This window comes from Nitrospirota bacterium (assembly GCA_040755395.1).
Lineage (GTDB): Bacteria > Nitrospirota > Nitrospiria > Nitrospirales > Nitrospiraceae > DATLZU01.
Genome location: JBFMAX010000010.1, coordinates 17,770 through 41,561, shown reverse-complemented (window position 1 = coordinate 41,561; position 23,792 = coordinate 17,770). Strand labels below are relative to the sequence as shown.

The 23,792-nt window shown below is 62.5% G+C and carries 20 protein-coding genes; 18 read left to right on the top strand and 2 right to left on the bottom strand.

Features of this window, described 5'->3' with window-relative positions; translation table 11 throughout:
• Positions 1–5 precede the first annotated feature (5 nt).
• Both lon and galU read right to left on the bottom strand, forming a co-directional pair.
• Positions 6–2,510, bottom strand: a complete 2,505-nt coding sequence (lon, locus tag AB1555_14085) for an endopeptidase La (protein MEW6247823.1) — start codon at positions 2,508–2,510, stop codon at positions 6–8.
• A 138-nt stretch (positions 2,511–2,648) separates the two neighbouring features.
• A complete protein-coding gene (gene galU, locus AB1555_14080; GenBank protein ID MEW6247822.1) occupies positions 2,649–3,542 on the bottom strand; it encodes a UTP--glucose-1-phosphate uridylyltransferase GalU in 894 nt (297 codons plus the stop codon).
• 273 nt (positions 3,543–3,815) lie between these two features.
• Here galU and bamA point away from each other — a divergent pair, with 273 nt between their 5' ends.
• From bamA to AB1555_13990, 18 genes are all read left to right on the top strand, one after another.
• Positions 3,816–6,203 carry an outer membrane protein assembly factor BamA gene (bamA, locus tag AB1555_14075; GenBank protein ID MEW6247821.1) on the top strand — a complete coding sequence of 796 codons (2,388 nt, stop codon included), beginning with the start codon at positions 3,816–3,818 and terminating at the stop codon, positions 6,201–6,203.
• A 23-nt stretch (positions 6,204–6,226) separates the two neighbouring features.
• Positions 6,227–6,826 (top strand): OmpH family outer membrane protein, encoded by a 600-nt coding sequence (locus AB1555_14070; protein MEW6247820.1) that lies wholly within the window; start codon positions 6,227–6,229, stop codon positions 6,824–6,826.
• A gap of 161 nt (positions 6,827–6,987) precedes the next feature.
• Positions 6,988–7,530, top strand: coding sequence for an OmpH family outer membrane protein (locus tag AB1555_14065; GenBank protein MEW6247819.1), 543 nt, complete (start codon positions 6,988–6,990; stop codon positions 7,528–7,530).
• A 129-nt stretch (positions 7,531–7,659) separates the two neighbouring features.
• A complete protein-coding gene (fabZ, locus tag AB1555_14060) occupies positions 7,660–8,118 on the top strand; it encodes a 3-hydroxyacyl-ACP dehydratase FabZ (GenBank protein ID MEW6247818.1) in 459 nt (152 codons plus the stop codon).
• 79 nt (positions 8,119–8,197) lie between these two features.
• On the top strand, positions 8,198–9,007 hold the full coding sequence (gene lpxA / locus AB1555_14055) for an acyl-ACP--UDP-N-acetylglucosamine O-acyltransferase (protein MEW6247817.1): 810 nt from the start codon (positions 8,198–8,200) through the stop codon (positions 9,005–9,007).
• Positions 9,008–9,041: 34 nt separating this feature from the next.
• Entirely contained in the window at positions 9,042–9,869 is an 828-nt protein-coding gene (lpxI, locus tag AB1555_14050; GenBank protein ID MEW6247816.1) for a UDP-2,3-diacylglucosamine diphosphatase LpxI, read from the top strand.
• 97 nt (positions 9,870–9,966) lie between these two features.
• Positions 9,967–10,920 (top strand): Gfo/Idh/MocA family oxidoreductase, encoded by a 954-nt coding sequence (locus AB1555_14045; GenBank protein ID MEW6247815.1) that lies wholly within the window; start codon positions 9,967–9,969, stop codon positions 10,918–10,920.
• Positions 10,921–11,018: 98 nt separating this feature from the next.
• A complete protein-coding gene (lpxB, locus tag AB1555_14040) occupies positions 11,019–12,149 on the top strand; it encodes a lipid-A-disaccharide synthase (protein ID MEW6247814.1) in 1,131 nt (376 codons plus the stop codon).
• Positions 12,146–13,885 carry a lipid A export permease/ATP-binding protein MsbA gene (msbA, locus tag AB1555_14035; protein MEW6247813.1) on the top strand — a complete coding sequence of 580 codons (1,740 nt, stop codon included), beginning with the start codon at positions 12,146–12,148 and terminating at the stop codon, positions 13,883–13,885. The genes lpxB and msbA overlap by 4 nt, the downstream gene beginning before the upstream one ends.
• 68 nt (positions 13,886–13,953) lie before the next feature.
• On the top strand, positions 13,954–14,535 hold the full coding sequence (locus tag AB1555_14030; GenBank protein ID MEW6247812.1) for a lysophospholipid acyltransferase family protein: 582 nt from the start codon (positions 13,954–13,956) through the stop codon (positions 14,533–14,535).
• A gap of 147 nt (positions 14,536–14,682) precedes the next feature.
• Positions 14,683–16,062, top strand: a complete 1,380-nt coding sequence (locus AB1555_14025) for a 3-deoxy-D-manno-octulosonic acid transferase (GenBank protein ID MEW6247811.1) — start codon at positions 14,683–14,685, stop codon at positions 16,060–16,062.
• 17 nt (positions 16,063–16,079) lie between these two features.
• Positions 16,080–17,198 (top strand): tetraacyldisaccharide 4'-kinase, encoded by a 1,119-nt coding sequence (gene lpxK, locus AB1555_14020; protein ID MEW6247810.1) that lies wholly within the window; start codon positions 16,080–16,082, stop codon positions 17,196–17,198.
• 27 nt (positions 17,199–17,225) lie between these two features.
• Positions 17,226–18,956, top strand: coding sequence for a lipopolysaccharide heptosyltransferase II (gene waaF / locus AB1555_14015; protein ID MEW6247809.1), 1,731 nt, complete (start codon positions 17,226–17,228; stop codon positions 18,954–18,956).
• Positions 18,957–19,192: 236 nt separating this feature from the next.
• On the top strand, positions 19,193–20,233 hold the full coding sequence (gene waaF / locus AB1555_14010) for a lipopolysaccharide heptosyltransferase II (GenBank protein MEW6247808.1): 1,041 nt from the start codon (positions 19,193–19,195) through the stop codon (positions 20,231–20,233).
• On the top strand, positions 20,230–21,333 hold the full coding sequence (locus AB1555_14005) for a glycosyltransferase (GenBank protein ID MEW6247807.1): 1,104 nt from the start codon (positions 20,230–20,232) through the stop codon (positions 21,331–21,333). The genes waaF (AB1555_14010) and AB1555_14005 overlap by 4 nt, the downstream gene beginning before the upstream one ends.
• 215 nt (positions 21,334–21,548) lie before the next feature.
• The gene (locus tag AB1555_14000; protein MEW6247806.1) at positions 21,549–22,091 is read left to right on the top strand and encodes a sulfatase-like hydrolase/transferase; all 543 of its coding nucleotides are present in this window, start codon (positions 21,549–21,551) and stop codon (positions 22,089–22,091) included.
• Positions 22,064–22,867: a glycosyltransferase family 2 protein gene (locus AB1555_13995; protein MEW6247805.1), complete on the top strand. Its 804-nt coding sequence runs from the start codon at positions 22,064–22,066 to the stop codon at positions 22,865–22,867. Before AB1555_14000 ends, AB1555_13995 begins: the two co-directional genes overlap by 28 nt.
• Before the next feature lie 60 nt (positions 22,868–22,927).
• Entirely contained in the window at positions 22,928–23,773 is an 846-nt protein-coding gene (locus AB1555_13990) for a hypothetical protein (GenBank protein ID MEW6247804.1), read from the top strand.
• Positions 23,774–23,792 lie beyond the last annotated feature (19 nt).

Sequence of the window (23,792 nt, the reverse complement as noted above, 5' to 3'; positions counted from 1 at the left end):
GTGGGTTAAGGCGAGGCCGGCGGCACGGATACGCGGGCTCGTGAAGCGGGCCGGACGGCTCGGGCCGCCCGCGGCGTCTTGGCGCGGTCGGATTTCTCCCGGCCGGCTCGCCGCTGGACGGGCTTGGCGTTCGCGGCCGGCTTACCGGAGTGGTCCCGCCGCAACGCCGCCTTGATCACGTCATCCATCGTGTCCGCAAAGATGAACTGAATGCCTTTCAGCAAGTGCTTGGGGATCTCTTCCAGGTCCTTCTTGTTGCGCTTGGGCAGGATGACCGCGGAAAGCTTGGCCCGCTTGGCGGCCAGGATCTTCTCCTTGAGCCCGCCGATCGGCAGCACGCGTCCGCGCAACGTGATCTCACCGGTCATGGCGATGTCACGGCGGGCGGGAATGTTCGCGAGGGCGGAGGCGATCGCGGTGGCCATGGTGATGCCGGCGGACGGCCCGTCTTTGGGGATGGCGCCGGCCGGCACATGGATGTGGAGATCGTTCTTCGAGAACATGTCCGGGTTGATGCCCAGCGATTTCTCGCGCGAGCGGACGTAGCTGAGCGCGGCCTGAGCCGACTCCTTCATCACGTCGCCGAGATGGCCGGTCAACGTGAGCTGTCCCTTCCCTTTCATCACCGTCGCCTCGATGTAGAGCACGTCGCCGCCGGATTCGGTCCAAGCCAGCCCCGTCGCCACCCCGATTTCATCCTTGTCCAACTCAGACTCGGGCAGGAATTTCGGGACGCCGAGATACTTGTGGAGGTTGGCCGGTGTGATCGTGTAACATTGACCCTTCCCCTCGGCGACCTTTTTCGCCACCTTCCGCATGACGTTGGCGACTTCCCGTTCCAAGTTCCGGACGCCGGCTTCCCTGGTGTAGTGGGAGATGATCTGGCGGATGGCCGGCTCGGCGATCCGGATGTGCTTCTCCGTGATGCCGTGCTCGGAGAGTTGCCGGGGGATCAGGTACTTCTGCGTGATGCCCAACTTCTCCTCTTCGGTGTAGCCGGGAATCTCGATGATCTCCATCCGGTCCCGCAGCGCCGGCAGGATGGGATCCATCAAGTTCGCGGTCGTAATAAACATCACCTCGCTCAAGTCGAACGGCACGCCCAGGTAGTGGTCCGTGAAGGCATGGTTCTGCTCCGGATCCAGCACTTCGAGCAGGGCCGCGGAGGGATCGCCGCGGAAATCCATCCCGACTTTGTCGACCTCGTCCATCATGAAGACGGGATTGTTCGTGCCCGCCTGTTTGATGCCCTGGATGATCCGGCCCGGCAGAGCGCCGACGTACGTCCGGCGATGCCCGCGGATTTCCGCCTCGTCCCGCACGCCGCCCAGGCTCACCCGCACGAACTCGCGGCCCAACGCCCGCGCGATGGACTTACCGAGCGACGTCTTGCCGACGCCGGGAGGCCCGACGAAGCAAAGAATCGGGCCCTTCATCTTGTCTTTCAGTTTGCGGACGGCCAGGTATTCGAGGATGCGCTCCTTGACCTTCTCGAGATCGTAGTGGTCCTCGTTGAGGACTTTGGCCGCCGCCTTGATGTCGAGGTTGTCCTTGGATTTTTTGCTCCACGGCAACTCGACCATCCATTCCAGGTACGTCCGCACCGTCGCCGATTCCGCCGTGTCCGGATGCATCTTTTCGAGCCGCTTCAACTGCTTCTCGCACTCCTTCAACACCTTCTCCGGCATCTTGGCGTCTTTGATGCGCTTGCGGAACTCCGCGATCTCCTCGGCCCGCTCGTCCAGCTCGCCCAGTTCTTTCTGAATCGCCTTGAGCTGCTCGCGCAGGAAATACTCGCGCTGGGTCTTGTCCATTTCGCCCTTGGCCTGGGCCTGGATCTTCTGCTGCATGGACAGGACCTCGATCTCCTGGCCGAGGATGTCGCTGACTTGCCGCAGCCGTTGGATCGGGTCCGTGATCTCCAGGACGCGCTGGGTGATGTCCACCTTGAGGCCGAGGTTGGAGACCACCATGTCCGCCAAGCGGCCCGGGTCCTCGAGGTTCTCGATGACGACCATGACGTCGGGAATGAGCACCTTGCCCAGGCTCACGATTCGCTCGATCTGCTCCTTGACCGTGCGCATGACCGCTTCGGTTTCGAGCGAGGGCATCGGCGGCTTGGCTTCGGCGACTTTGGAGATGCGGACGGAATAGTAGGGCTCCGTTTGGATGTATTCTTCGACCTTTCCCTTGGCGAGGCCCTGCACCAGGATCTTGATGCGTTCGTCGGGCAGCTTCAGCATCCGCATGATGATGCCGACGGTGCCGACGCTGTGGATGTCGTCCGGTTTGGGATTTTCCACGTCGAGGGCTTTTTGCGTGGCGAGGAAAATCATGCGATTGCCGGCCAGCGCGGCTTCGATGGCCTTGATGGACATCTCGCGGCCGACGAACAGCGGCAACACCATATAAGGGAAGACGACGATGTCCCGGACCGGCAGCAGCGGCAACTGGTCGGGGATGTCGATGTTCTGGGGATTCTGAAGGTCTTGTTCGGTCGGTTCGTTCATCGGGCGAAGTCCTTGAGGTCGAGTCGTTGTCCGGTCCGATGCATCATACCATGCGCGCCGGGCCGGACGCGCGGGAGATCGCCGCGGTTCCGGAACCGACGCCGGGCCGTCTTGCGCAAAATCCGGCGAGGTCGCGGCTCACGCACGCGGCCCGCCGGCGTGGAGTCGCAACCGTTTGAGGTAGTCGGAAAACGGAGGTCCGAGTGACGGGTTCTTGAGCGCGAACTCGACGGTCGCAATGAGAAATCCCAATTTGTCTCCGGCGTCGTGGCGTTGCCCTTGCACCTCATGGGCGAACATGGGCGATTGCTTGGCCAATTGGCGCAGCGCGTCGGTGAGCTGGATCTCTCCGTTCTTGCCCGGCTGCGTTTTGCGCAGGATCGGGAAGATCTCGGGCGGCAGCACATAGCGCCCGATCACCGCGTAGAGGGACGGCGCGTCGGCCGGCGCGGGCTTCTCGACGAGGTCCTCGACGCGATGCAGTCCGGGCGCCAGACGCCGCGGCGCGATGATGCCGTAGCGGCTGACCTCGCTCCGGGGCACTTCCTGCACTCCCAAGACGGCGCCTTTCCGCTTCTTGTAGACATGGATGAGTTGAGCCAGCGCCGGCGTCGGAGCGTCGATGATCTCATCGCCCAGGATGACGGCGAAGGGCTCGTCGCCGATCAGATGTTGCGCGCACAGCACGGCGTGGCCCAAACCCAGCGCCTCCGACTGGCGGACGTAGCAGAAGTTCGCCAGGTTGGAAATGCGTCGGATCTGGCTGAGCACCTGAGCCTTGCCGCTCCCTTTCAGATTTTCTTCGAGTTCGAACGAGCGGTCGAAGTGGTCTTCGATCGCACGCTTGCCGCGTCCGGTGATCACGATGATGTCTTGAATGCCGGATGCGACCGCCTCCTCGACGACGTACTGGATCAGCGGTTTATCGACGAGCGGCAACATTTCCTTGGGCGAGGCTTTGGTGGCCGGAAGGAACCGCGTGCCGAGGCCGGCGGCGGGGATGACGGCTTTGCGGATCTCCGAACGGGACATGCGGCCGATAGTATGTGATGGGGTACGGGAAGTCAAGGCGAGCGCGCGAGGCCGCCCCTGCAGGAAACTTCTTTACATTGCGCACGTCGATCAATATAATTCACAAGTTTTTCAACGCCTTTGAGGTCTGGCGTCGATGGAGGGACGATTGAAGAGGAGTTTGCTCGCCGCCGCAAGCGTCTACGCGTCCGGCGCTCAACTCCGCGGAGCCGCTCGGCATGCGGCGGGCGTTGCGTGGATGCCGGAGCACCCGGATGATCGGGAAGGGCTCCGGTGATCGAAAGGAAACGACCTCAGTGGAGCGCAGCCGGTCCTCTGCTGCCGGTCTTCTGCCTCCTGGTCTTCGCGACGAACGGAGCGGCCCAGGAGGCGATCCCGCTGGTCAAATCCATCGAGGTGCGGGGCAACAAGCGGATCGAGGCGGCGGCGATCAGCGGTCGGATTACGCTGAAGGTCGACGACCCCTATACCCCGGAAGCGATCCGCAATCAGGTCAGAATCCTGTATGAGACCGGATTTTTCGAAGACGTTCAGGTGGAGACCGAATCGGTCCCGGGCGGGTTCTTGGTGGTCTTCGTGGTCCGGGAGAAACCCTTCATCACCGAGATCGTGTTCGACGGCAACGAGAATCTGAGCGAAGACAAGCTGAGAGAAAAAATCACCATCAAGAGCCAGTCGTTTCTGGATCAACAGCAGGCAAAAGAAAGCGCGGAGAAGATCAGGCAGACCTACCAAGAGGACGGCTATTATAAAGCCGAAGTGATTCCCGTCATTCAGACGCTGGATGAAGACCGCAAGCGCCTGACGTTCTTTATCAAAGAGGGGGAAAAGGCCCGCATCAAGACGGTCGTCTTCGACGGCATGAGGGCCGTGTCGAAAGACGAACTCTTCAAGGTCATGGCCACCCGTGAATGGGTTCCGTGGTACGGCCTGTTCACGCAATTCAAGCTCCCCTCGTTCTTGTCGGATGCCGGCATTCTCAAGCGCGAGGAACTCGCGAACGACATCGAGCGCATACGAGAGGTCTATCTGAACAAGGGCTATCTGAACGTCCAGATCGGGATGCCGACCGTCGAGTTGTCGGAGGACAAGAAGTGGTTTACGGTCACTTATGGGATCGTCGAAGGCGAGCCGTTTACGGTGAAAGAGGTCGGCTTCCGCGGCAACACCGTCTTCGAGGATCCGGAGTTGCGCGCGGGTCTGAAAATTACGCCCGGTGAGATTTTTCAGCGGGCGAAGATTCGGGACGAAATCACGCGGATCACGGACATGTACGGGGCGAAAGGGTACGCGTTCGCCGACGTGAGCCCGTCGGTGACGCCCGACAATCAAGAGAAGACCGCCACGATCCTGTTCCATATCAAGGAAGGGGAGATGATGCGGATCAGGCGGATCAACATCACCGGCAACGACAAGACACGCGACAACGTCATTCGGCGGGAATTGCGCCTGGACGAACAGGACGTCATCGACACCGTCTCGATCAAACGGAGCTTTCAGCGGTTGAACAATTTGAACTACTTCGAGACCGTCGAAATTCTGCCGACGCAGGTGGAACCGGACAAAGTCGACTTGGATGTCAAAGTGAAAGAGAAATCGACCGGCATGTTCAGTATCGGCGGCGGCTTCAGCACGTTGGACCGGTTCGTCCTGATCGCTGACATCACCGAGGGGAATCTCGGCGGCCGGGGATATACCGGCCGAATCCGCGGCCAGTTGGGACAGCTCCGCTCCATCGGCCTGATCAGCTTCCGGAATCCCTACATCCAGGATTCGCTGACCTCGCTCCAGTTGGATGTGTATTCAACCCAAACGCTGTTCGGCACGTTCTTCGAGGAGAAACGCGGGGTCTCCGCGACGTTCGGACGGTGGTTTTCCGAATACATCTCGGGGTATTTCACCCCCGTGGCGGAGATCATTCGCTACGACGATCCGAACACGTTTCAAAATACGTTGAACCCGTTCGGAGGAACCGCCAGCGCCGGGTCCATCTTCGGTTTCACGACGAATATCCCGCAGTTCATCAGGGACCAGTTTGGGACTCAGAGCACCACGGGATTTCGCTTCGGGCTTTCCCGCGACACGCGCGATTATTATTTGGATCCGCGCACCGGCTGGCGCCACAGCGTCGATGTGTCCCTCGGCACGCCCTACCTGGGTGGGACCAACAACTTTTACAAATTCGCCTTGGATACCCTGAAATACACGCCGCTGCCGTTCGACACGCGGATTTCGCTTCGGGCGCGGTTCGGAATCGTCGAAGGGCTCGGGGGAAAGCCCATTCCGTTGACGGAGCGATTCTTCGTCGGCGGCATCAACACCGTGAGAGGATTCTTTTTCGGCCGGGCCGGCCCGGTGACTCCGGACGGATTTCTGCTGGGCGCTTCAAAGGAGCTCATTTTCAACGTGGACTTCATTTTCCCGATTTCGTCGGAAGCCAAGCTGAACGGCGTCATCTTCTTCGATTACGGCAAGGGCTTCGGCGACCCAAACACCGGCGAGGACGAGCGGCTCTCGTTCAATCTGCGGCCGGCGGCAGGGATCGAAGCCCGATGGATTTCGCCGTTTGGTCCGCTGCGGGCCGCCTACGGGATCAACCTGGATCCGAAACCGTTCGAGCGAAAAGGCGTCTTCGAGTTCACCATCGGGTCACTCTTCTGATGCGTGTCCATAGGGAGGTGAGCGTGAACGTTGAAAGAGATCGGCGGGAAAGTCCGGCGGGGGACGGCAAGCCGGCGGTGCGGGCGAGCTGTCGCCGGGCCGCGGGACTTGCAGTCACGACGGTCGCGCTTGCGGCGCTCGTCGGGTGCGCGGCAGCGGGGACGCAGCCGGAAGGCCGCGTGGGCGTCATCGATCCGCAACGGATCCTGAACGAGACGTCCGCGGGCAAGAAAGCCAAGGAATCCCTGGAGACGTTCACGAAAAATCGGCAGGCGCTCATCGAATTGGACGAGAAAGAGCTCCGGCGGATGGAAGAGGATTTCGTCAAACAGGCCAGTGTCCTGAGCGCGGCGGCGAAGCGGGAACGCGAAGAGCAGTTTCGTCGTCGCATGGCCGAATATCAGCAAAAGGCCGCCGAGTTGAACCGGGAAGTGCAGGAGAAACAGAAGGATGTCCTGGACGGGTTCCGCGAGAAAATCGAGACGGTGACGGCCAAAGTCGCCAAGCAGTTGGGCTTGCAGGTGGTGATCGAAAAGGGGCGGGGCGGGCCGACGGTGTACAGCGACGCGTCCGTCGATATCTCGGACCGTGTCATCCAGGAGTTCAATAAAGAATTTCCGTAAGCTGTTCTGAACCGATAGGCCCGAGGCCCGAGGCTAGAGGTCGGAGTCTCTTCCCCCTCGCCCCGAGCCCCTTGCCTCTCGCTCTTCCACGATCAAGCTCCAGGATGAAACGGGGACATGGTGTGCGAGTAAGCGTGAACGGAATCGATGAGGGGCGGAGGATGAAGCCGGGACCTCTTCTGCCGGTAGTGGTCTGCATCGCGTTGCTGGAACATTGGTCGGGCTGTTCGTCGGCGGCGGAGTCGTTCAAAGTGGCGGTGATCGACCAGCAGGTCGTCATGGAAAAGTCCAAAACGGGGAAACGGGCCCTGGAAGAACTGCGGAGCTTTTCCGCAACCCGCCAGAAAATCGTCGACTCCGACGATCAAGAATTGAAGTCGATCGAACGATCCCTCCAGGACCCGAACAACACGCTCAGCGAGGCTGCCAGACGGGAAAAGCAGGAACTGCTGCGCGCGAAATTCGAGGCCTATCAGCGTCGCGTGCAGGAGTTCAATCGCGAGGTGCAGGAGAAGCAGCGCGAGATGGTGGCGGAATATTCGAAGAAGATCCAGAAGGCCGCGCTGGCCGTCGCGGAGCGGGAAGGGTACGCCGCCGTGCTGGATAAGGGCAACGAAGCCAACATCAAAATCGTCATCTATCATCAGCCGGGGCTCGATCTGACGGACAAAGTGGTCAAGGAGTTCGACCGGCAGAACCGGTAGCAACACCGGTTTGTTTGGTTCATGTAGTTCGTTTGGTTTATTGGGTCGGCCGGATCGAGATGCTTCCGCACCAAAGACACACGATAGACCAAATAAACCTTCTTGAACCGAGCTGAGGAGGCAGCGGAAATGGCAGCGATGGAGAACGTGGACATCCAAACCTTGCTCCCGCACCGGTATCCGTTTCTGCTGGTGGACCGGATTCGCGAGTTGGAATTGGACCGGCGGGTCGTCGGAATCAAGAACGTCACGATCAACGAACAGTTCTTTCAGGGGCATTTCCCGAACCGCCCGGTCATGCCCGGCGTGCTCATTCTCGAAGCGATGGCCCAAGTGGGCGGCGTGCTGGCTTTCAAATCCCTGGCGCAAACCGGGCGCCCGGTGGTCTATCTGACGGGGGTGGATCACGCCAAGTTCCGCAAGCCGGTCATTCCCGGCGATCAACTGCGATTCGAGGTCGAAGTGCTCAAGAAGCGGCCGCCGTTCTGGAAGATGCGGGCCAAGGCCTACGTGGAAGAGGACCTGGTCTGCGAGGCGGAATTGACCGCGATGGTGACGGAAGAGAAAACGGAGGACGTGAATCGTTAAACGTTAAACGTGAAGCGCAAGGTCTGCGCACCCAAGGCGGTTAACGAATAACGGTTAACGATTAACGGGAGGTACACGAGTGAACATTCATCCGACCGCAGTTGTGCATCCCAAGGCCGAGCTGGCCGAGGATGTCGTCGTGGGACCGTTTTGCGTCGTCGGCGAGCACGTCAAGATCGGGCGCGGCACGCGGCTGATGTCGCACGTGTGCGTGGAAGGGTGGACGGAGATCGGCGAGCGGTGCGAGCTGTTTCCGTTCGCCTCGATCGGCGGTCCCCCGCAACATCTGCAGTACAAGGGCGAGCCGACCCGCGTCGTCATCGGGAACGACAATATCCTGCGCGAATACGTCACGGTCAATCGCGCGACGGCCCAGGGCGGCGGCCTCACGTCGATCGGCCATCACAATTTCCTGATGGCCTACGTCCATGTCGCCCATGATTGCCATCTGGGCAGCCATCTGATCCTGGCGAACGCCGCCAGCCTGGCCGGCCACATCACCATCGGGGACCATGCCATCATCGGCGGCCTGTCCGGCATTCATCAATACGTGCGGATCGGCGCCTACGCGATGGTCGGCGGGTGTTCGGCGCTGGGCCAGGATCTGCCGCCGTTCATGCGGGCGGCCGGCGGCTACCGGGCGCGGATGTACGGCATCAACTACATCGGGCTCAAACGCCACGGGTTCTCCAGCGACCGGATCGCGACTCTCAAGCGTGCATACGACCTGCTGTTCCGCACCGGCCATCGCATGGCCGAAGCCGTCAAGCTGGCGCGCGAGCAGTTCAAGGACAGCAAGGATGTGATGGAGGTCGTCGCGTTCATGGAAGGTACCAAGCGCGGCATCTGCCGCTCGGTCGACGTCGAGCACGAGCACGAGGACGAATAGGGGCGGGGATCGTCCCGCCGTTGAACAGGACATCATGGGACACGGGGAACGCATCGGATTGATCGCCGGCAACGGCCGGTTTCCGATCATTTTCGCCGAGAACGCCAGGAAGCAGGGCTACGCCGTCTCGGCCGTGGCGCACGAGGGCGAGACGGACCCTGAACTGGCGAAGCATGTGGATCGGATCCATTGGATCAAGATCGGCCAGTTCAACAAGCTGATCAACGCGCTGAAGGGAGACGGCGTGCGGCAGGCCGTCATGCTGGGAGGCATCAGCAAGACGCACGTCTTCACCGCGGTGCGGCCGGATTTCCGCGCGTTGGCGCTGGCCACCCGGTTGGCGCGATGGAAGGACGACGACATCCTCCGAGGCATCGCGGCCGAGTTGGAGAGCGAAGGGATCACGATCCGGGAATCGACGTTCGGCCTGCAGGGCATCCTGGTCGAAGAAGGCTCGGTGACCAAACGGAAGCCCAGCACAAAGGAATGGGAGGACGTGCGCTACGGCTGGGAGGTGGCGCGGGAGATCGGCCGACTCGACATCGGCCAGTGCGTCGTCGTGAAGGACCGGGTGGTCGTAGCGGTCGAAGCGATCGAGGGGACCGACGGCGCCATCCGCCGTGGAGGCGAACTGGCCAAGGAGGGCGCGGTGGTGGTCAAGCGCTCGAAGCCGCAGCAGGATCTTCGCTTCGACCTGCCGGCGGTCGGCCCCAGGACGATCGAGGTCATGGAGTCGGTGAAAGCCGCGGTGCTCGCGCTGGAGGCGGGCAAGAGCGTGCTCCTGGACCGGGAGGACACGGTGCGCATGGCCGAGCAAGCGGGCATCGCGATCGTCGGGCTGTACGGAGACGTTCATCGTTAAACGTTATTCGTTAACCGGGATGACACTCCATAAAGACACACTAAGACACACTTCGCCTTCACGGTTAACGGTTGACGCTTCACGAGTAACGGGGTTTATGCGGAAGCTACGCACCGGCGTCATCGGAGTCGGCCATCTGGGCCAGCATCATGCCCGCCTGTATGCGAGCCTGGCCGGCTCGACGCTCGCGGGCGTCATGGATGTGAATCCGGAACGGGCCCGAGTGATCGCGGAGCGCTATGGCGTGCGGGCGTTCCTCGATCGTGAGCGGTTGCTCAAGGAAGTGGATGCGGTCAGCGTGGCCGTGCCGACGTCGGCGCATTACGCCGTGGTGAAGGCCTGTCTTGAAGCGGGCAAGCATGTGCTCGTCGAGAAACCGATCGCCGTCACGCCGGGCGAGGCCCGCGACCTCGTGGAGCTGGCGCGGAAGCACGGCTGTCTCCTGCAGGTCGGCCACATCGAGCGGTTCAATCCGGTCATGCAGGCCGTGCAATCCTCGATCGGCCGGCCGGGGTTCATCGAATGTCACCGGTTGAGCCCGTTCGGCGAACGGGGCACGGACGTCGACGTTGTTCTGGATCTGATGATCCATGATCTGGATTTGGTCCTTTCATTCGAACCTGGTCCGGTGGAAGAGATACGGGCCGCCGGCGTGCCGGTGCTTTCGCCCAACATCGATATCGCCAACGCCAGGATCGTGTTCGGCAGCGGCTGTGTGGCCAATTTGACGTCCAGCCGGGTGTCGATGAACCGGATGCGGCGTCTGCGGGTCTTTCAGCGCGACAGGTATGTCTCCGTCGATTTCTCCTCACGCCAGGGGATGATCTGCCGGCGGGTGACGAAGCCGGGTGAACGGCCGACGCTCGACATCCAGAACGTCCAGGGGAGCGATGAGGAACCGCTCAAACTACAGCTCGAGGCCTTTCTGCAGGCCGTTTCGACCGGGTCACGCCCCGTCGTGTCCGGCGAGGACGGGGCCGCCGCGCTGGAGCTGGCCCATAAGATTCTGGAGGCGATCGGCGAATTCATGCGGCGCCACGAGAACGCGTGAAGCGTGAAACGTTATTCGTTAACCGTGAAAGACGATCAGCATTCATTCCTCTTTTCTTCCCGTTTAACGTGTAACGATTAACGAATAACGGCTCTGTCATGCCGCGCATCCTCATCATTGCCGGCGAAGCCTCCGGCGATCTGCACGGGGCCAATCTGGCTCGGGCGCTGAAAGCGCTGGACCCCGGCCTGTCGATTCTGGGCATCGGCGGGGAGTCCATGCGGGCAGCCGGGGTGGAACTGGTGCCCGGCGTTCCGCATCTCGACATCATCGGTCTGATCGGTCCGTCGGCCGTCGCGGTCATGCTCCGGCGGATCCTGGCCGTCCGGCGCGTGCTTCGCACGGAATCCTTCGATCTCGTCGTGTTGATCGACAACCCGGGCCTGAATCTGCATTTCGCGCGCGTGGCCAAGGCGGCGGGGCTGCGGGTCCTGTACTACATCGCGCCGCAGATCTGGGCCTGGCGGCCCCGCCGAATCAAATGGATGCAGCGACGGGTGGACCATGTGGTGGTCATTCTGCCGTTCGAAGAGCCGCTGTATCACCGGGCCGGAGTCCGCTGTACCTTCGTCGGGCATCCCCTGCTGGATGCCGTGGCCCCCGCCCTGGATCAGGCGGAGCTCCGCAAACGGTTCGGCGTCGATCGGGCGGGAACGGTGATCGGGTTGCTGCCGGGAAGCCGGGAGGGAGAGGTCCGGTCGCTGTTGCCGGTCATGCTGGAGGCGGCCCGGCGTCTGGCGTCCGAGCGGCCCGGAGTCGAGTTTCTGCTGGCTCAGGCGTCCTCGATCCAGGATAATTTGATTCGGGAACTCTTAACCAACGCGGCGGTGACCGTACGGGTCCGGCGCGATCAGGCCAACGAGGTGATGGCGGCGTCGGATCTGTTGTTCGTCGCCTCCGGAACGGCGACGCTCCAGGCGGCGGTGATCGGCGCGCCGATGATCCTCCTGTACCGGGTTCCCCGGCTGACGTATTGGATCGCGCGCGCCCTGATCCAGGTCGATTGCATCGGACTGGTGAATCTCGTCGCGGGACGAAAGATCGTGCCGGAACTGATTCAACAGGATGCAACGCCTGAACGGCTGAACCGGGAAGCGGTCCGCCTGCTGACCGACATGACCGCGTATGATGAGATGAAGGCCGCGCTGCGCGCGGTCAGGCAGTCGCTGGGTGAGCCGGGGGCGTCGCGCCGCGCCGCCGAAGTGGTGCTGTCGGAGTGTCGCGTATGAAGCAGTTTCTCCGGCTGATCGGCTATCTCAAGCCCTACCGGGTCCGGCTCGCGGCGGCGTTCGTCTGCGCCGCGCTGGTGGCCGGACTTTCCGGCGCCTATGCCTGGCTGGTGCGGCCGGTCCTGGACGGCATCTTCATCAACAAGGACGAGACGTTGCTGATCGTCCTGCCGCTCGCCATTCTGGCCGTGGCCGTGCTGAAGGGCGTCTTCAGTTACGGGCAAAACTATCTCATGAATTACGTCGGCAATCAGGTGATCACGGATATCCGCCAGGCGCTCTTCGGGCAACTGCTGCGCCTGCCCGTCGGATTTCACGACGCCAATACGTCCGGCCGGCTCGTGTCGCGCGTCATCAACGACGTGAACCTGATGGCCAACGCGGTGGCGGGGGTGCTGAAGGATGTCTTCCAGCAAGGCCTGACCTTCGTCGCGATGCTGGGCGTGATCTTTTATCAGAACTGGGAACTCGCCGCCCTCTCGATCGTCGTCATCCCTCTCTCCGCCTACACGATGGTTCGCATGGGCCAGCGGCTGCGGAATCTGGCGACGAGGGGACAGGAGCGGATCGGCGACATGGCGTCATTGCTGCAGGAATCCTTGGCGGGTATCCGGATGGTGAAGGCGTTCGGGCGGGAGGAGACCGAAACGCTTCGCTTTAGAGCCAGCAATAAAGCGTTCTTGCAGACGACGATGAAGGCGATCCAGGTCTCATCCCTCGGATCCTCCCACATGGAGGTCATCGGCGTTATCGGAGTGGCCGGTATCGTGTGGTACGGAGGGTACTTGGTGATTCATGACGCCATGACGCCCGGGGCCTTCTTCTCGTTTCTCGCGGCGATGTTCATGGCCTATGCGCCGATCCGGCGGCTCTCCGGGGCGAACAACACCATCCAGCAGGCGCTGTCCGCGGCCGAACGCGTGTTCGAAGTGCTGGATCTGGACACCGAACAGGATCGGGACCGCGGACATGTCGAGCTGTCTCCCATCGCGCGCGCGTTGGAATTCAAAGGCGTCACCTTTCGCTACGAGCGGCACGGCTTGGACGCGCTGTCCGATATCGACCTTTCGATTCGGGCCGGCGAGACGGTCGCCTTTGTCGGCAGCAGCGGCAGCGGCAAAACCACGCTCGTGAGCTTGGTGCCTCGCTTTTACGAGCCGACCGAAGGTCGGATTCTGATCGACGGAGTGGACATCCGAGACTGCACGCTCCGATCGCTGCGGGCGCAGATCGGAATCGTGTCGCAGGACGTGGTGCTGTTCGACGAGTCCGTCGCCCAGAACATCGCCTACGGCCGGCCGGATGCGACGAAGGATGAGATCGTTCAGGCCGCCAAGCTGGCCTATGCCCACGAGTTCATCGAGCGGCTGCCCTCCGGCTACGAGACCCTGATCGGCGAACGCGGTGTCAAGCTGTCCGGTGGCGAACGCCAGCGATTGGCGATCGCGCGGGCGATTTTGCGCGATCCCGCGATCCTGATTCTGGACGAAGCCACGTCGGCGCTCGATACGGAGTCGGAACGCGTGGTCCAGATGGCGCTCTCCAACCTGATGAAGAACCGCACGACGCTGGTGATCGCCCACCGGCTCTCGACGATCCAAAATGCGGATCGGATCGTCGTGTTGGACCGGGGCCGGATCGTCGAGATCGGCCCGCACGAGACCCTGCTCCGCCAAAACGGGCTGTACAAACGGCTCCACGCGATGCAGTTCCAGAGTGAAGACGTGATTCGTTAAACGAAAAACATGAGAGACGGAAATCCAGGGCGCTTTTGCGATTAACGAATAACGGTTCACGATTCACGATGTTCAACTGGCTCAAGCTCGCGCTCTTCCCGCCGATCGGCGCCTGGCTGATCCGGACACTGGGTGTTCTCATCAGGATCAGGTATGAGGGAGCTGAGGTCGTCGAGAAGCTGCACCGAGAGGGCCGTCACGTCATCTTTGCGTTCTGGCACAACCGCCAGCTCATGATGCCCCTCGCGTACCGAGGTTCCGGCGTGTACGCCCTGGTCAGTCGGCATCGCGACGGCGAGCTCATCGCGCGGATTGTCGAGCGGTTCGGCGCACGCTTCGTGAGGGGATCCAGCACAAGGGGTGGGGCGGCGGCCTTGCGTGAATTGATCCGGGTGGGGCGCTCGGGCGCCGATCTCGCCGTCACGCCGGACGGGCCGAAAGGGCCGAGGTATGTGGCCAAGCTCGGCGTGGTACAACTGGCCAAGGCGACCGGCCTGCCGATCGTGCCGGTGGCCTTTAGCTGCTCAAAAAAAAAGTCTTCGCAAGCTGGGATCGCTTCGAACTCCCGCTTCCATTCGGGCGCGGGCTGTTTCGGTGGGGACAGCCCATCTGGGTGGCGGCTGATGCGACCGATTCCGACCTGGAAGTGAAGCGTGCCGAACTGGAAGCGGCGCTGAACCGGCTCACCGCGGAAGCGGATGAAGACGTACAGCGGAAGGCGTGATGCGTGAAACGTAATGCGTGAGGCGTGATAGGCACGAACTCGACGCGTCACGCGTCACGCATCACATCTGACAATGTGGTATCTCCTCTACAAGGTCCTCCTGATCCTCGCCTCTCCGGTGATCCTGCTCATTCTGCTGGCCAAGAAGCGATGCCGGAGAGGATTGCCGCAACGACTCGGTTGGTTTGGTTCATTTGGTGCAATGGGTTCTCAACCAGGCCAACCAAACAAACCAGTCATCTGGCTCCATGCCGTGTCGTTGGGCGAGGTGACGGCGGCTGTGCCCCTCGTCCGTGAGTTGGCTCGCCGCTATCCGGAACATCGGCTTCTTGTTTCCACCGTGACCGAGACGGGACGCGAAGCGGTGGAGCAGCGGTTGGCGGGCATCGCTGAGCATCGCTATGCCCCGCTCGACTTTCCCTGGGTGGTGTCGGCCTTCGTGAATCGCCTCGATCCTTGCCTCTACCTGTTTATCGAGACCGAGCTGTGGCCGAATCTGTTGCGGGCGCTCCGGCGGCGCGGCGTGCCGACGGTGCTCGTCAACGGCCGAGTGTCGTCCCGTTCATTCGAACGGCAACGGATAGGCTTGGTCCGCCCGTTGTATCGCCGCATGCTGGAGTCCGTCACCCTCTGTCTCATGCAGTCCGATCGGGACGCCGAACGCATCATCGCCCTGGGAGCCGATCCGGCCCGGGTGCGCCGTACCGGCAACATCAAGTTCGACCAACCCCTGCCGGAGGTGCCGGCGAACGGCTCCCTCTCCCGCGATGTCTTGCGCCTCGCCGAAGGCGAGGAACTTTTCGTGGCCGGGAGCACGCATCCCGGCGAGGAAGAACAGCTCATCGCCTGCTATCAGACGTTGCTTCGCCGGTTCCCTTCGCTCGTGCTTCTCTTGGCGCCGCGTCACATCGAACGGGCGCCGCAGGTGGAAACGATGATCCGGGGCAAGGGTCTGGAGGTCATCAGGCGAAGCCGGCTCGGCGCCGATCCGGCGAGCCCATTTAACACGACCACAGCCGGACCGCGCGTGATCCTGCTGGACACCCGCGGGGAACTGGCGACCGTCTATCGGTTCGCCACCCTGGCGTTTGTCGGCGGCACGTTGATCCATGTCGGAGGGCACAACCTCCTCGAGCCGGCGGTCTGGGGGAAGCCGGTGTGGTTCGGTCCTTACACGGATCATTGCCAGGAAGTGGCCGATCTGCTGATAGAGGCTGGCGGAGGACGGCAGGTGCGCGACGGGGAACAACTCGCCGCCGAGCTGGCCGCGCAGCTCGATGACCGAACGAGTCTGGTGCGTATGGGCGAAGCGGCGCAGCGCGCGGTCCTCGCGAACCGCGGGGCCCTTGACCGCAGCCTCGACCTGATAGGGACTCTTCTCGACGGGAATGAAGAACGTTCGAGGTTCGAGGTTCGAAGTTCAACAGAGAAGCAAGTCGGGGTTTCCCTGTGAGGGCCGAGATGCTGGGGATGAAGTTTCACCGAAGGTTCGATTTCAGGGGATGGAATCCATCGGCCGCCAATTCGACAACCTCGAACCTGGAACTTCGAACCTCGAACTTCCTGCTACAGACCTTGGCCCTGCCATACGGCGCAGTCTCCGCGATCCGCGCATCCCTCTATCGATACGGCTGGCTTCCCACACGCAAACTCCCGTGCCGGGTCATCAGCGTAGGCAACCTGACTGTCGGGGGAACCGGGAAGACGCCGGTCGTGATCTTCCTTGTCGAATGGTTGTTGGCACAGGGGCAGCGAGTAGGGGTGCTCAGCCGCGGCTACCGGCGAAGGAGCCGATCGTCGCAGGTGCTGGTGTCGGACGGCCGACATCTCTTGGCCGGCCCGGCGGAAGCCGGAGACGAACCTTACTTGATTGCGAAACGGTGCCCGACCGCGATTGTGGCGGTAGGCGCGGATCGATATGCGCTGGGTCGATGGGTGCTGGAGCAGTGCCCCATCGACTGCTTTGTGCTGGATGACGGGTTTCAACATCTGACTTTGCATCGGGACGTCAACCTCCTGCTGATCGATGCCACGGATGCCGAAGGGCTGCGGGCCGTGTTTCCGGCCGGCCGGCTGCGCGAACCGCTCACAGCCGCGGCCCGCGCCACCGCGCTGCTGCTGACGCGAGCGGATGAGGGCGCCGGTGCTGAAGAGGCCTTGCAGCGTATCAGCCGGGCCGGCGGGCCGGCCGAAAAGCCGATCCGGGTGTCGTTCAAACCCGACAAGCTGGTCAATGTGGCGACCGGCAAGCTGGAGGAACCGGGTCGCTTTGCCGGAACGTCCGCCGTCGCGTTCAGCGGCATTGCACACCCGGCCTCTTTTCACGCATTGCTGGAAAGGCTGGGTCTTAAGTTGGCCGAAACGGTCGTCTTTCCGGACCATCATGCCTACAGCCGGACCGATTTAGAAGACCTTCGCCGACGCGCCCGGCAGTCCGGCGTCGAGATGCTGATCACCACCGAGAAAGATGCAGGAAAAGTGGCGCCCCTGCTCAGGCGGGATGATCACTGCTGGGCGGTGCGGCTGCGGACCGAGATTGTCGATGGACAGGAACGGCTGGAGCGGCTCCTGTTAGGGGGAACGGGGTAGCGGGGTAACGGGAGGGGGACACGGGTCATGACAACGTATCCTGTCACGCGTCACGCCTCATGCGTCACGCCTCACGTCGCCGTCAGGCGAATTTTGGTCCGCGGTCCCAACTGGATCGGCGACGCCGTCATGTGCGAACCGGCGCTCCGTGCGGTTAGGAACCTGTTCCCCGAGGCGACGATCAGCCTGCTGGTCAAGCCGGCGATCGCGGAGCTGCTGAAGGGACATCCGGCCGTGAACCAAGTGCTGGTCTATGATGACCGCGGGCGCCATGCCGGCTTGTCAGGCAAATGGACGCTGGCTGGCGTCTTGCGCCGTCACCGGTTCGACCTGGCGATTCTGTTTCAGAACGCCTTCGAGGCTGCGCTGCTCAGCTTTCTGGCCGGGATTCCCCGTCGCTACGGCTACGCGACGGACGGCCGGGGATTTTTACTCTCGGATCCGATCACCCCCACGCCCCGGGCCAAGGTGAAGCACCAAGTCGAGTATTACTGGGACCTCCTCCGACCGTTGGGATGTTGGGGACAGCCGGACGCGCCGCGCGTATTTCTGTCGCGCGAAGAAGAGTCGGCGATGGCCGAGCGGTTGGCGGCCGGCGGCATCTTGCCGTCGGACTTTCTGATCGGTGTGAACCCCGGTTCGACGTACGGAGGCGCCAAACGGTGGCTGCCGGAGCGCTTCGCCGAGACGGTGAATCGGCTGATCGAGGAACAGGGTCCGGGGATCGGAAGACCGATGAAAGCGGCCATCGTCGGGGCAAAGGGAGAGGAAGCGTTGGGGCGGACGATCGCCGGCCTGATCCGCGCGACCACGGTCGTCCTGTCCGGCCGGACGACCGTGAGAGAACTGATGGCGGTGACGAAACGTTGCGGGCTCTTCCTGACCAATGACACGGGGCCGATGCACATCGCCGCGGCCTTCAACGTGCCCGTGGTGGCGATCTTCGGTCCCACTGACTGGCGGACGACGGCGCCCTTCGGAACCGGACATAGTCTCCTTCGACATCCGGTGGACTGCGCGCCCTGTCTGCTCCGCGAATGTCCGATCGACCACCGCTGCATGACGGGCGTGACGGCAGAGACGGTCTACAACGCAGCAGCGCAACAGTTGAAACGTTTATCCGGTTTATTTGGTTTATCTGGTTCGTCTGGAAGCCAAGGCAACCAAACAAACGTTCTTTCCGGCTTCACCGTCTTCCTCGACCGCGACGGAACGCTGAACAAGGACACCGGGTATCTCAAGTCGCCGGAAGAGGTCGAACTGCTGCCGGGCGTCGGATCCGCCTTGGCGCGTCTCAAGCGAGCCGGCGCCCGTCTGGTCATTGTTACCAATCAATCGGGGGTGGCGAGGGGAATCTTTACGTTGGCGGACTTGGACGGGGTTCACGCCAAGCTGCAAGCATTGCTCCGAGCCGAGGGGGTCGCAGTGGACGCCCTCTATTTCTGCCCCCACCATCCGGATGACGGGTGCGCCTGCCGGAAACCCAACACGGCGATGGTCGAACGGGCTGTGCGCGAGTTGGGGCTGGACCTTTCGCGCGCCTATGTGGTTGGAGACCAGCAACGGGACATCGAGTTGGCGCGGCGGGTCCGCGCGCGCAGCGTCCTGGTGACCAGCGGTCCGACCGGCCGGGAGGCCCTGAGTCAGCTTGAACGAGAAGGAATCTCACCTGATCACGTTGCGTCCTCGTTGGCAGAAGCGGCTGACTGGATTTTCGAAGATGCCAAGGCCCGTTATTCGTTAACCGTTAATCGTTAACCGTCTGACACAATTATATGCTCAATTCCTTCACAGTCGTCACGGTCCTTCGGGCCACCCTGCAGAATGAAAATCCCCCTCCCCAAGGCCTTCCCCCTTGAAGGAGGAGGGGCAAGGTGGGAGTGAAGCTGTTCGCTGCTTGCTGCGAGCTGTTGGCTATTTACAAGGAAGTTCACGATTCACGAGGGCACCCATTGCATTCTGCGGAGCAACGGGTCCCGTTCACGATGAACGTCATGCAAGAGTACCGTCGCATCCTGATCATCAAGCCGAGCTCGCTGGGTGATATCGTCCATGCGCTGCCGACGGTGGCCGCGCTGCGGGCCCGATACCCTCAGGCCCACATCGCCTGGCTGGTGAAGCGACAATGGGAGGGTATCGTGGAACGAGCGGAAGGGGTCGATCAGGTGTGGCCGGTGGAGGGCGGGCTTGCGGGTTGGCTCTCGCAGGTGTCGGCCCTGCGAGCGGCCGCGTTCGATCTGGTGGTGGATCTCCAAGGGCTCTTTCGGAGCGCGGCGATGGCTCGGCTGACCGGATGTTCGACGAGGATCGGCTTCGCCAACGGACGCGAGGGCAGTCCCCTCTTCTACTCGATTCGTGTGCCGGTCCCGACGCCCGACATGCATGCGGTAGACCGCTATCTCCTGGCGGCGGCGGCACTGGGCGCGACGGTCCGACCGGTTCCGCCGGCTCGGTTTCGGATTCGACCTGAAGACAAGGAAGCGGTGAACCGGCTCCTGCGTCCGCACGGCTTCGTGCCCGGTGAGAGCTGGATTGCGATGAACGTCTCGGCCAGGTGGCCGACCAAGCGTTGGCCTCTGGATCGCTTCGCGGCCGTGGCCGATGAACTGCAGCGCGAAGGAGCCGGGCGAGTGGTGTTGATCGGCGGGCCGGACGAGCGGACCGATGCGGAATCGCTGAAAGCCCTGATGCAGACCGCTCCGGTCGATCTGACCGGGCAGACTGATCCGGGCCTCTTGCCGGCGCTGCTCGAGGCGGCCGCATTGCTGGTCACGAACGACTCCGGGCCCATGCACGTGGCGGCGGCTGTCGGCACGCCGGTCGTGGCGCTGTTCGGCCCGACCAGTCCTGTGCGGACGGGACCATACGGGACCGGACACGCCGTGTTGACGCAAGCGGTCCCCTGCAGTCCCTGTTTCAGTCGGGTTTGCCGCAATCGGGTTCATCTGGAGTGTCTCACCGGCATTGCTCCTCATCAGGTCCTGGCCGCTGTGCGCGAACGCGTACTGGTTAGGCCGGCACACTCAACGTCGTGAAGATCCTGGTTGCAGAATCCAGCACGGCCGTGGGTGGGCAGGAATCGGCGGTGCTGCTCCACGCGGAGGGCCTGCGGAAACGCGGGCACGATCTGCGGCTCATCCTGGAACCGGGCAGCCCGATCGCCGGGATGGCCGGCCGGAAGGGGCTGCCGGTCGAGCCGGTGACCATGAAGCGGTCACACTACCCGGCGGCGATGCTTGCGTTCCGGCGGCTCATCCTGCGGGAGCGTCCGGCGGTCCTGCAAGTGAACAGCTCGCGCGACAGTTGGATCGGCGGGCTGGCGGCCAGGCTGGTCCATCGCAGGCCGAAGGTCATCCGGATCCGCCACATTTCCACGCCGTTGAACAACAACTTCACGACACGCCTCTTGTACCGCCGCCTGATCGACATGGTGATCGTGACGGGCGGGGAGCGGACGCGGCGGGCGTTGATCGAGCGGGACGGGCTCGCCGCCGACCGGGTGGCGGCCTTTCCGATCGGGTTGGATGTGGAGTATTTCAGGCCGGCGCCGCCGGATCGCGATTTGCGACGCGAGTTGGGCCTGCCCGGCGGCCAAAAGCTCGTCGGGCTCATCTCCTACTTGCGCACCTACAAGGGCCATGACTATTTCATCGACGCGGCTGCCCGTGTCCTCCCGCGCCATTCAGACGCGACGTTTTTGATCGTGGGCGAAGGACCGGAGGAGCAGGCGATCCGGGCGCGCATCGAGTCTCGGGGGTTGACCGGCGCGGTGAAGATGTTGGGGTTCCGCGACGACCTTTTGAACGTCTTCCGGTCGCTCGACCTGTTCGTGATTCCGTCGGTCGAAGGGGATACGATTCCCCAGGTCTTGATGCAGGCCCTCGCGATGGGGCTGCCGGTCGTGTCCACGACGGTCGGCTCGATTCCCGACGTCGTGGTGGACGGGGAGACGGGTTTTGTCGTGCCTCCGCGCGATGCCCGCGCCTTGGCGGACCGCATCGAACTCCTGCTGAAGGACTCCGCGCTGCGCAAGCGGATGGGAAAACAGGGGCGGGCGCTGGTCGAGCGGACGTATTCACTGGATCGTATGTTGGACCAATTAGAACAGGTCTATCAAAAAGTGCTGCGCCGATGACCGGGCCCGCTCATCACCTGTTCGCTTCCCTTCGCCTGACGCTGCTGTTTTGGTGGTTGCTCTACGCTCGGAACGCACCATCATCCCTTCACAGTGCCCCAGACCCATCCGGAGGTGCGGGGGCTGTGGGAGGAACCGGATCAGTACGTGGCGGCGCTGCGCTATACGGATGTCGAGCTGGAACGCTTTTTCACGGGCTGCTGAAAGACAAGCTCTTGCGCAACACGGTAGTCTTCCTGCTCGGCGACCACGGGCGTCACGAGGCGGTCGGACGAACCGAGCTCGAAAAACAAGGCGGCCACTTTGCCGCGCCGCTCTTCATCTGGATGGAGGACTCGCTGCGAAGTCCGGATCGGTATCGCCCCAGAACGGTATCGTCCGTAGCCAGTCAAGTGGATCTCGCTCCGACGATCCTGGCGCTGAACGGCTTGACGCCGGCGGTCGCGCCGTTCCTCGGCAGAGACCTCAGTTGCGCCCTGGTGATCGACTGTCTCGCCGAGAACTTCGCGTTCCTCAGCAGCGTCTATGATGATATGATCGGCCTCGCCGACCGGGAAGGCATCCTGTTCTATTCGCTGCGGACCGAAGCGCTCATCTCAACCGATGTCGCCTTGAACAAATACGAGGCGCGCCGTGCAGCGGACGATCCCGCCATCGCGGCCAAATACCGGCGGCTCATGGGCCTGTACGAAAGCACGAACCGGCTGCTGGATCAGAACCGGATCTGGTCATGGAGCGAGTTGGGGGACAAGCTGTGACGACCGGAGGCGCCAAGGTCTCGGCGGTCATCATCGCCTATAACGACGAGCCGAATATGCGCGCCTGTTTGGAAAGCGTGCGGTGGGCGGATGAACTCGTCGTCGTCGATTCCCACAGCACCGACGCGACCGAAAAGATCAGCCGGGAGTTCACCGACAAGGTCTATCAGCATGAGTTCACGGGATTCGGGCGGCTGCGCAACGAGGCGGTCGCGCACGCCTCGCATGAGTGGGTGTTCAGCCTCGACACCGACGAACGCGCCACGCCGGAGATCCGGGACGAAATTCGGGCCTTGCTCGCCCGAGGCCCAGAGGCCGACGCCTACTTCGTGCCGCGCAAGAATTATTTTCTCGGCCGCTGGATCCGGCATGGCGGCTGGTACCCCGATTACCGCCAACCGCAGCTCTTCCGCAAGGACCGGTTGCGCTATCGGGAGGAGGCCGTCCACGAAAGTTTCGACCTGAACGGCCGCATCGGCTATCTCAAGGAGCACGTGCTCCAATACCCCTTCCGGGATATCGACCATTATCTGCTCAAGCAGGACCGCTACTCCGACTTGATGGCGCGCCGTATGGCCGAGCAGGGCCGGCGATTCCGTCCTCACCAGTTGGTGACCCATCCGGTGTTCACGTTCCTGAAAATGTATATCGGCCGAGCGGGAGTTCTGGACGGCATGCCGGGGCTCATTCTGTCCGGACTGTACGCCTACTACACCTTCATCAAGTACGCGAAGTTTTGGGAAATGAGCGGGAAGCGAGTAGCCGGTAGCGAATAGCTAAGAGGGGGATCCAATGCTTTATGCTACAAGCTGGTTGCTGCTTGCTGCAGGCTGACGATGAAGATCAGCGGCTTCACCATCTGTCGCAACGCGGTCAAGTTCGACTATCCGATCGTCGAAGTGATCCGATCCGCCTTGCCGATCGTGGATGAGTTCGTCGTGAACGTCGGCCAGTCGGACGACGGCACCCTGGACCTCATCCGTTCGATCGGCTCGGACAAGATCCGGATCGTGGAGTCGATTTGGGACGATTCGATGAAGAAGGACGGCCTGTTGTTTTCGCACGAGACCAACAAGGCGCTGTCCCGCTGTACCGGCGACTGGGCGCTCTACCTGCAGGCCGACGAAGTGTTGCATGAGCGGGACTACGACACGATCCGGCGTGCGCTTCGGGATCACCTCGCCGACCCGGTCGTGCTGGGGTTCACCTTTCGCTATCTCCACTTTTACGGAGACTATCGTTCGGTCAATCCGTGGTTCTATCATCGCGCGGTGCGCATCATCCGCAACGACGGCCGGGTCGAATCCTGCGGTGATGCGGTGGGATTCCAGCTCAAGGCGGACCGGGGGTATCTCCAGAGCGTGCACAAGGACCGGGTGCGGCCGTCCGGGGCGACGATCTACCATTACGGCTGGGTCAAACCGGCGAAGGTGCTGCTGGAGAAGTTCCGCTATCAGGTGGCCCGTCACCACGGGGAACAACCCGGTCCCGAACAGGCGCATATGCTCGCGCGAGCCGCCTATGAGTTCGAGGACTACGACATCATGAAAACCTTTTCCGGCAGCCACCCGGCGGTGATGGTGGAACGCGTGCGCAAGTATCCGATACTGAAGCCGGGACGTAATCGCTGGCTGAATCCGGCGTTCTATCGGGCCGTTCTGAAAAGAGGGTTCCGGGGCTGATCGGGGTAAAGGGATAGAG

Coding starts and splice junctions, on each gene's coding strand:
- AB1555_14065 (MEW6247819.1), top strand. CDS start 6,988: ATGAAGCCGGGACCTCTTCTGCCGGTAGTGGTCTGCATCGCGTTGCTG.
- waaF (MEW6247809.1), top strand. CDS start 17,226: ATGACAACGTATCCTGTCACGCGTCACGCCTCATGCGTCACGCCTCAC.
- AB1555_14045 (MEW6247815.1), top strand. CDS start 9,967: ATGCGGAAGCTACGCACCGGCGTCATCGGAGTCGGCCATCTGGGCCAG.
- galU (MEW6247822.1), bottom strand. CDS start 3,542: ATGTCCCGTTCGGAGATCCGCAAAGCCGTCATCCCCGCCGCCGGCCTC.
- AB1555_13995 (MEW6247805.1), top strand. CDS start 22,064: ATGGAGCGAGTTGGGGGACAAGCTGTGACGACCGGAGGCGCCAAGGTC.
- lpxI (MEW6247816.1), top strand. CDS start 9,042: ATGGGACACGGGGAACGCATCGGATTGATCGCCGGCAACGGCCGGTTT.
- msbA (MEW6247813.1), top strand. CDS start 12,146: ATGAAGCAGTTTCTCCGGCTGATCGGCTATCTCAAGCCCTACCGGGTC.
- lpxK (MEW6247810.1), top strand. CDS start 16,080: ATGAAGTTTCACCGAAGGTTCGATTTCAGGGGATGGAATCCATCGGCC.
- lon (MEW6247823.1), bottom strand. CDS start 2,510: ATGAACGAACCGACCGAACAAGACCTTCAGAATCCCCAGAACATCGAC.
- fabZ (MEW6247818.1), top strand. CDS start 7,660: ATGGCAGCGATGGAGAACGTGGACATCCAAACCTTGCTCCCGCACCGG.
- AB1555_14030 (MEW6247812.1), top strand. CDS start 13,954: ATGTTCAACTGGCTCAAGCTCGCGCTCTTCCCGCCGATCGGCGCCTGG.
- AB1555_14025 (MEW6247811.1), top strand. CDS start 14,683: ATGTGGTATCTCCTCTACAAGGTCCTCCTGATCCTCGCCTCTCCGGTG.
- AB1555_13990 (MEW6247804.1), top strand. CDS start 22,928: ATGAAGATCAGCGGCTTCACCATCTGTCGCAACGCGGTCAAGTTCGAC.
- lpxB (MEW6247814.1), top strand. CDS start 11,019: ATGCCGCGCATCCTCATCATTGCCGGCGAAGCCTCCGGCGATCTGCAC.
- waaF (MEW6247808.1), top strand. CDS start 19,193: ATGCAAGAGTACCGTCGCATCCTGATCATCAAGCCGAGCTCGCTGGGT.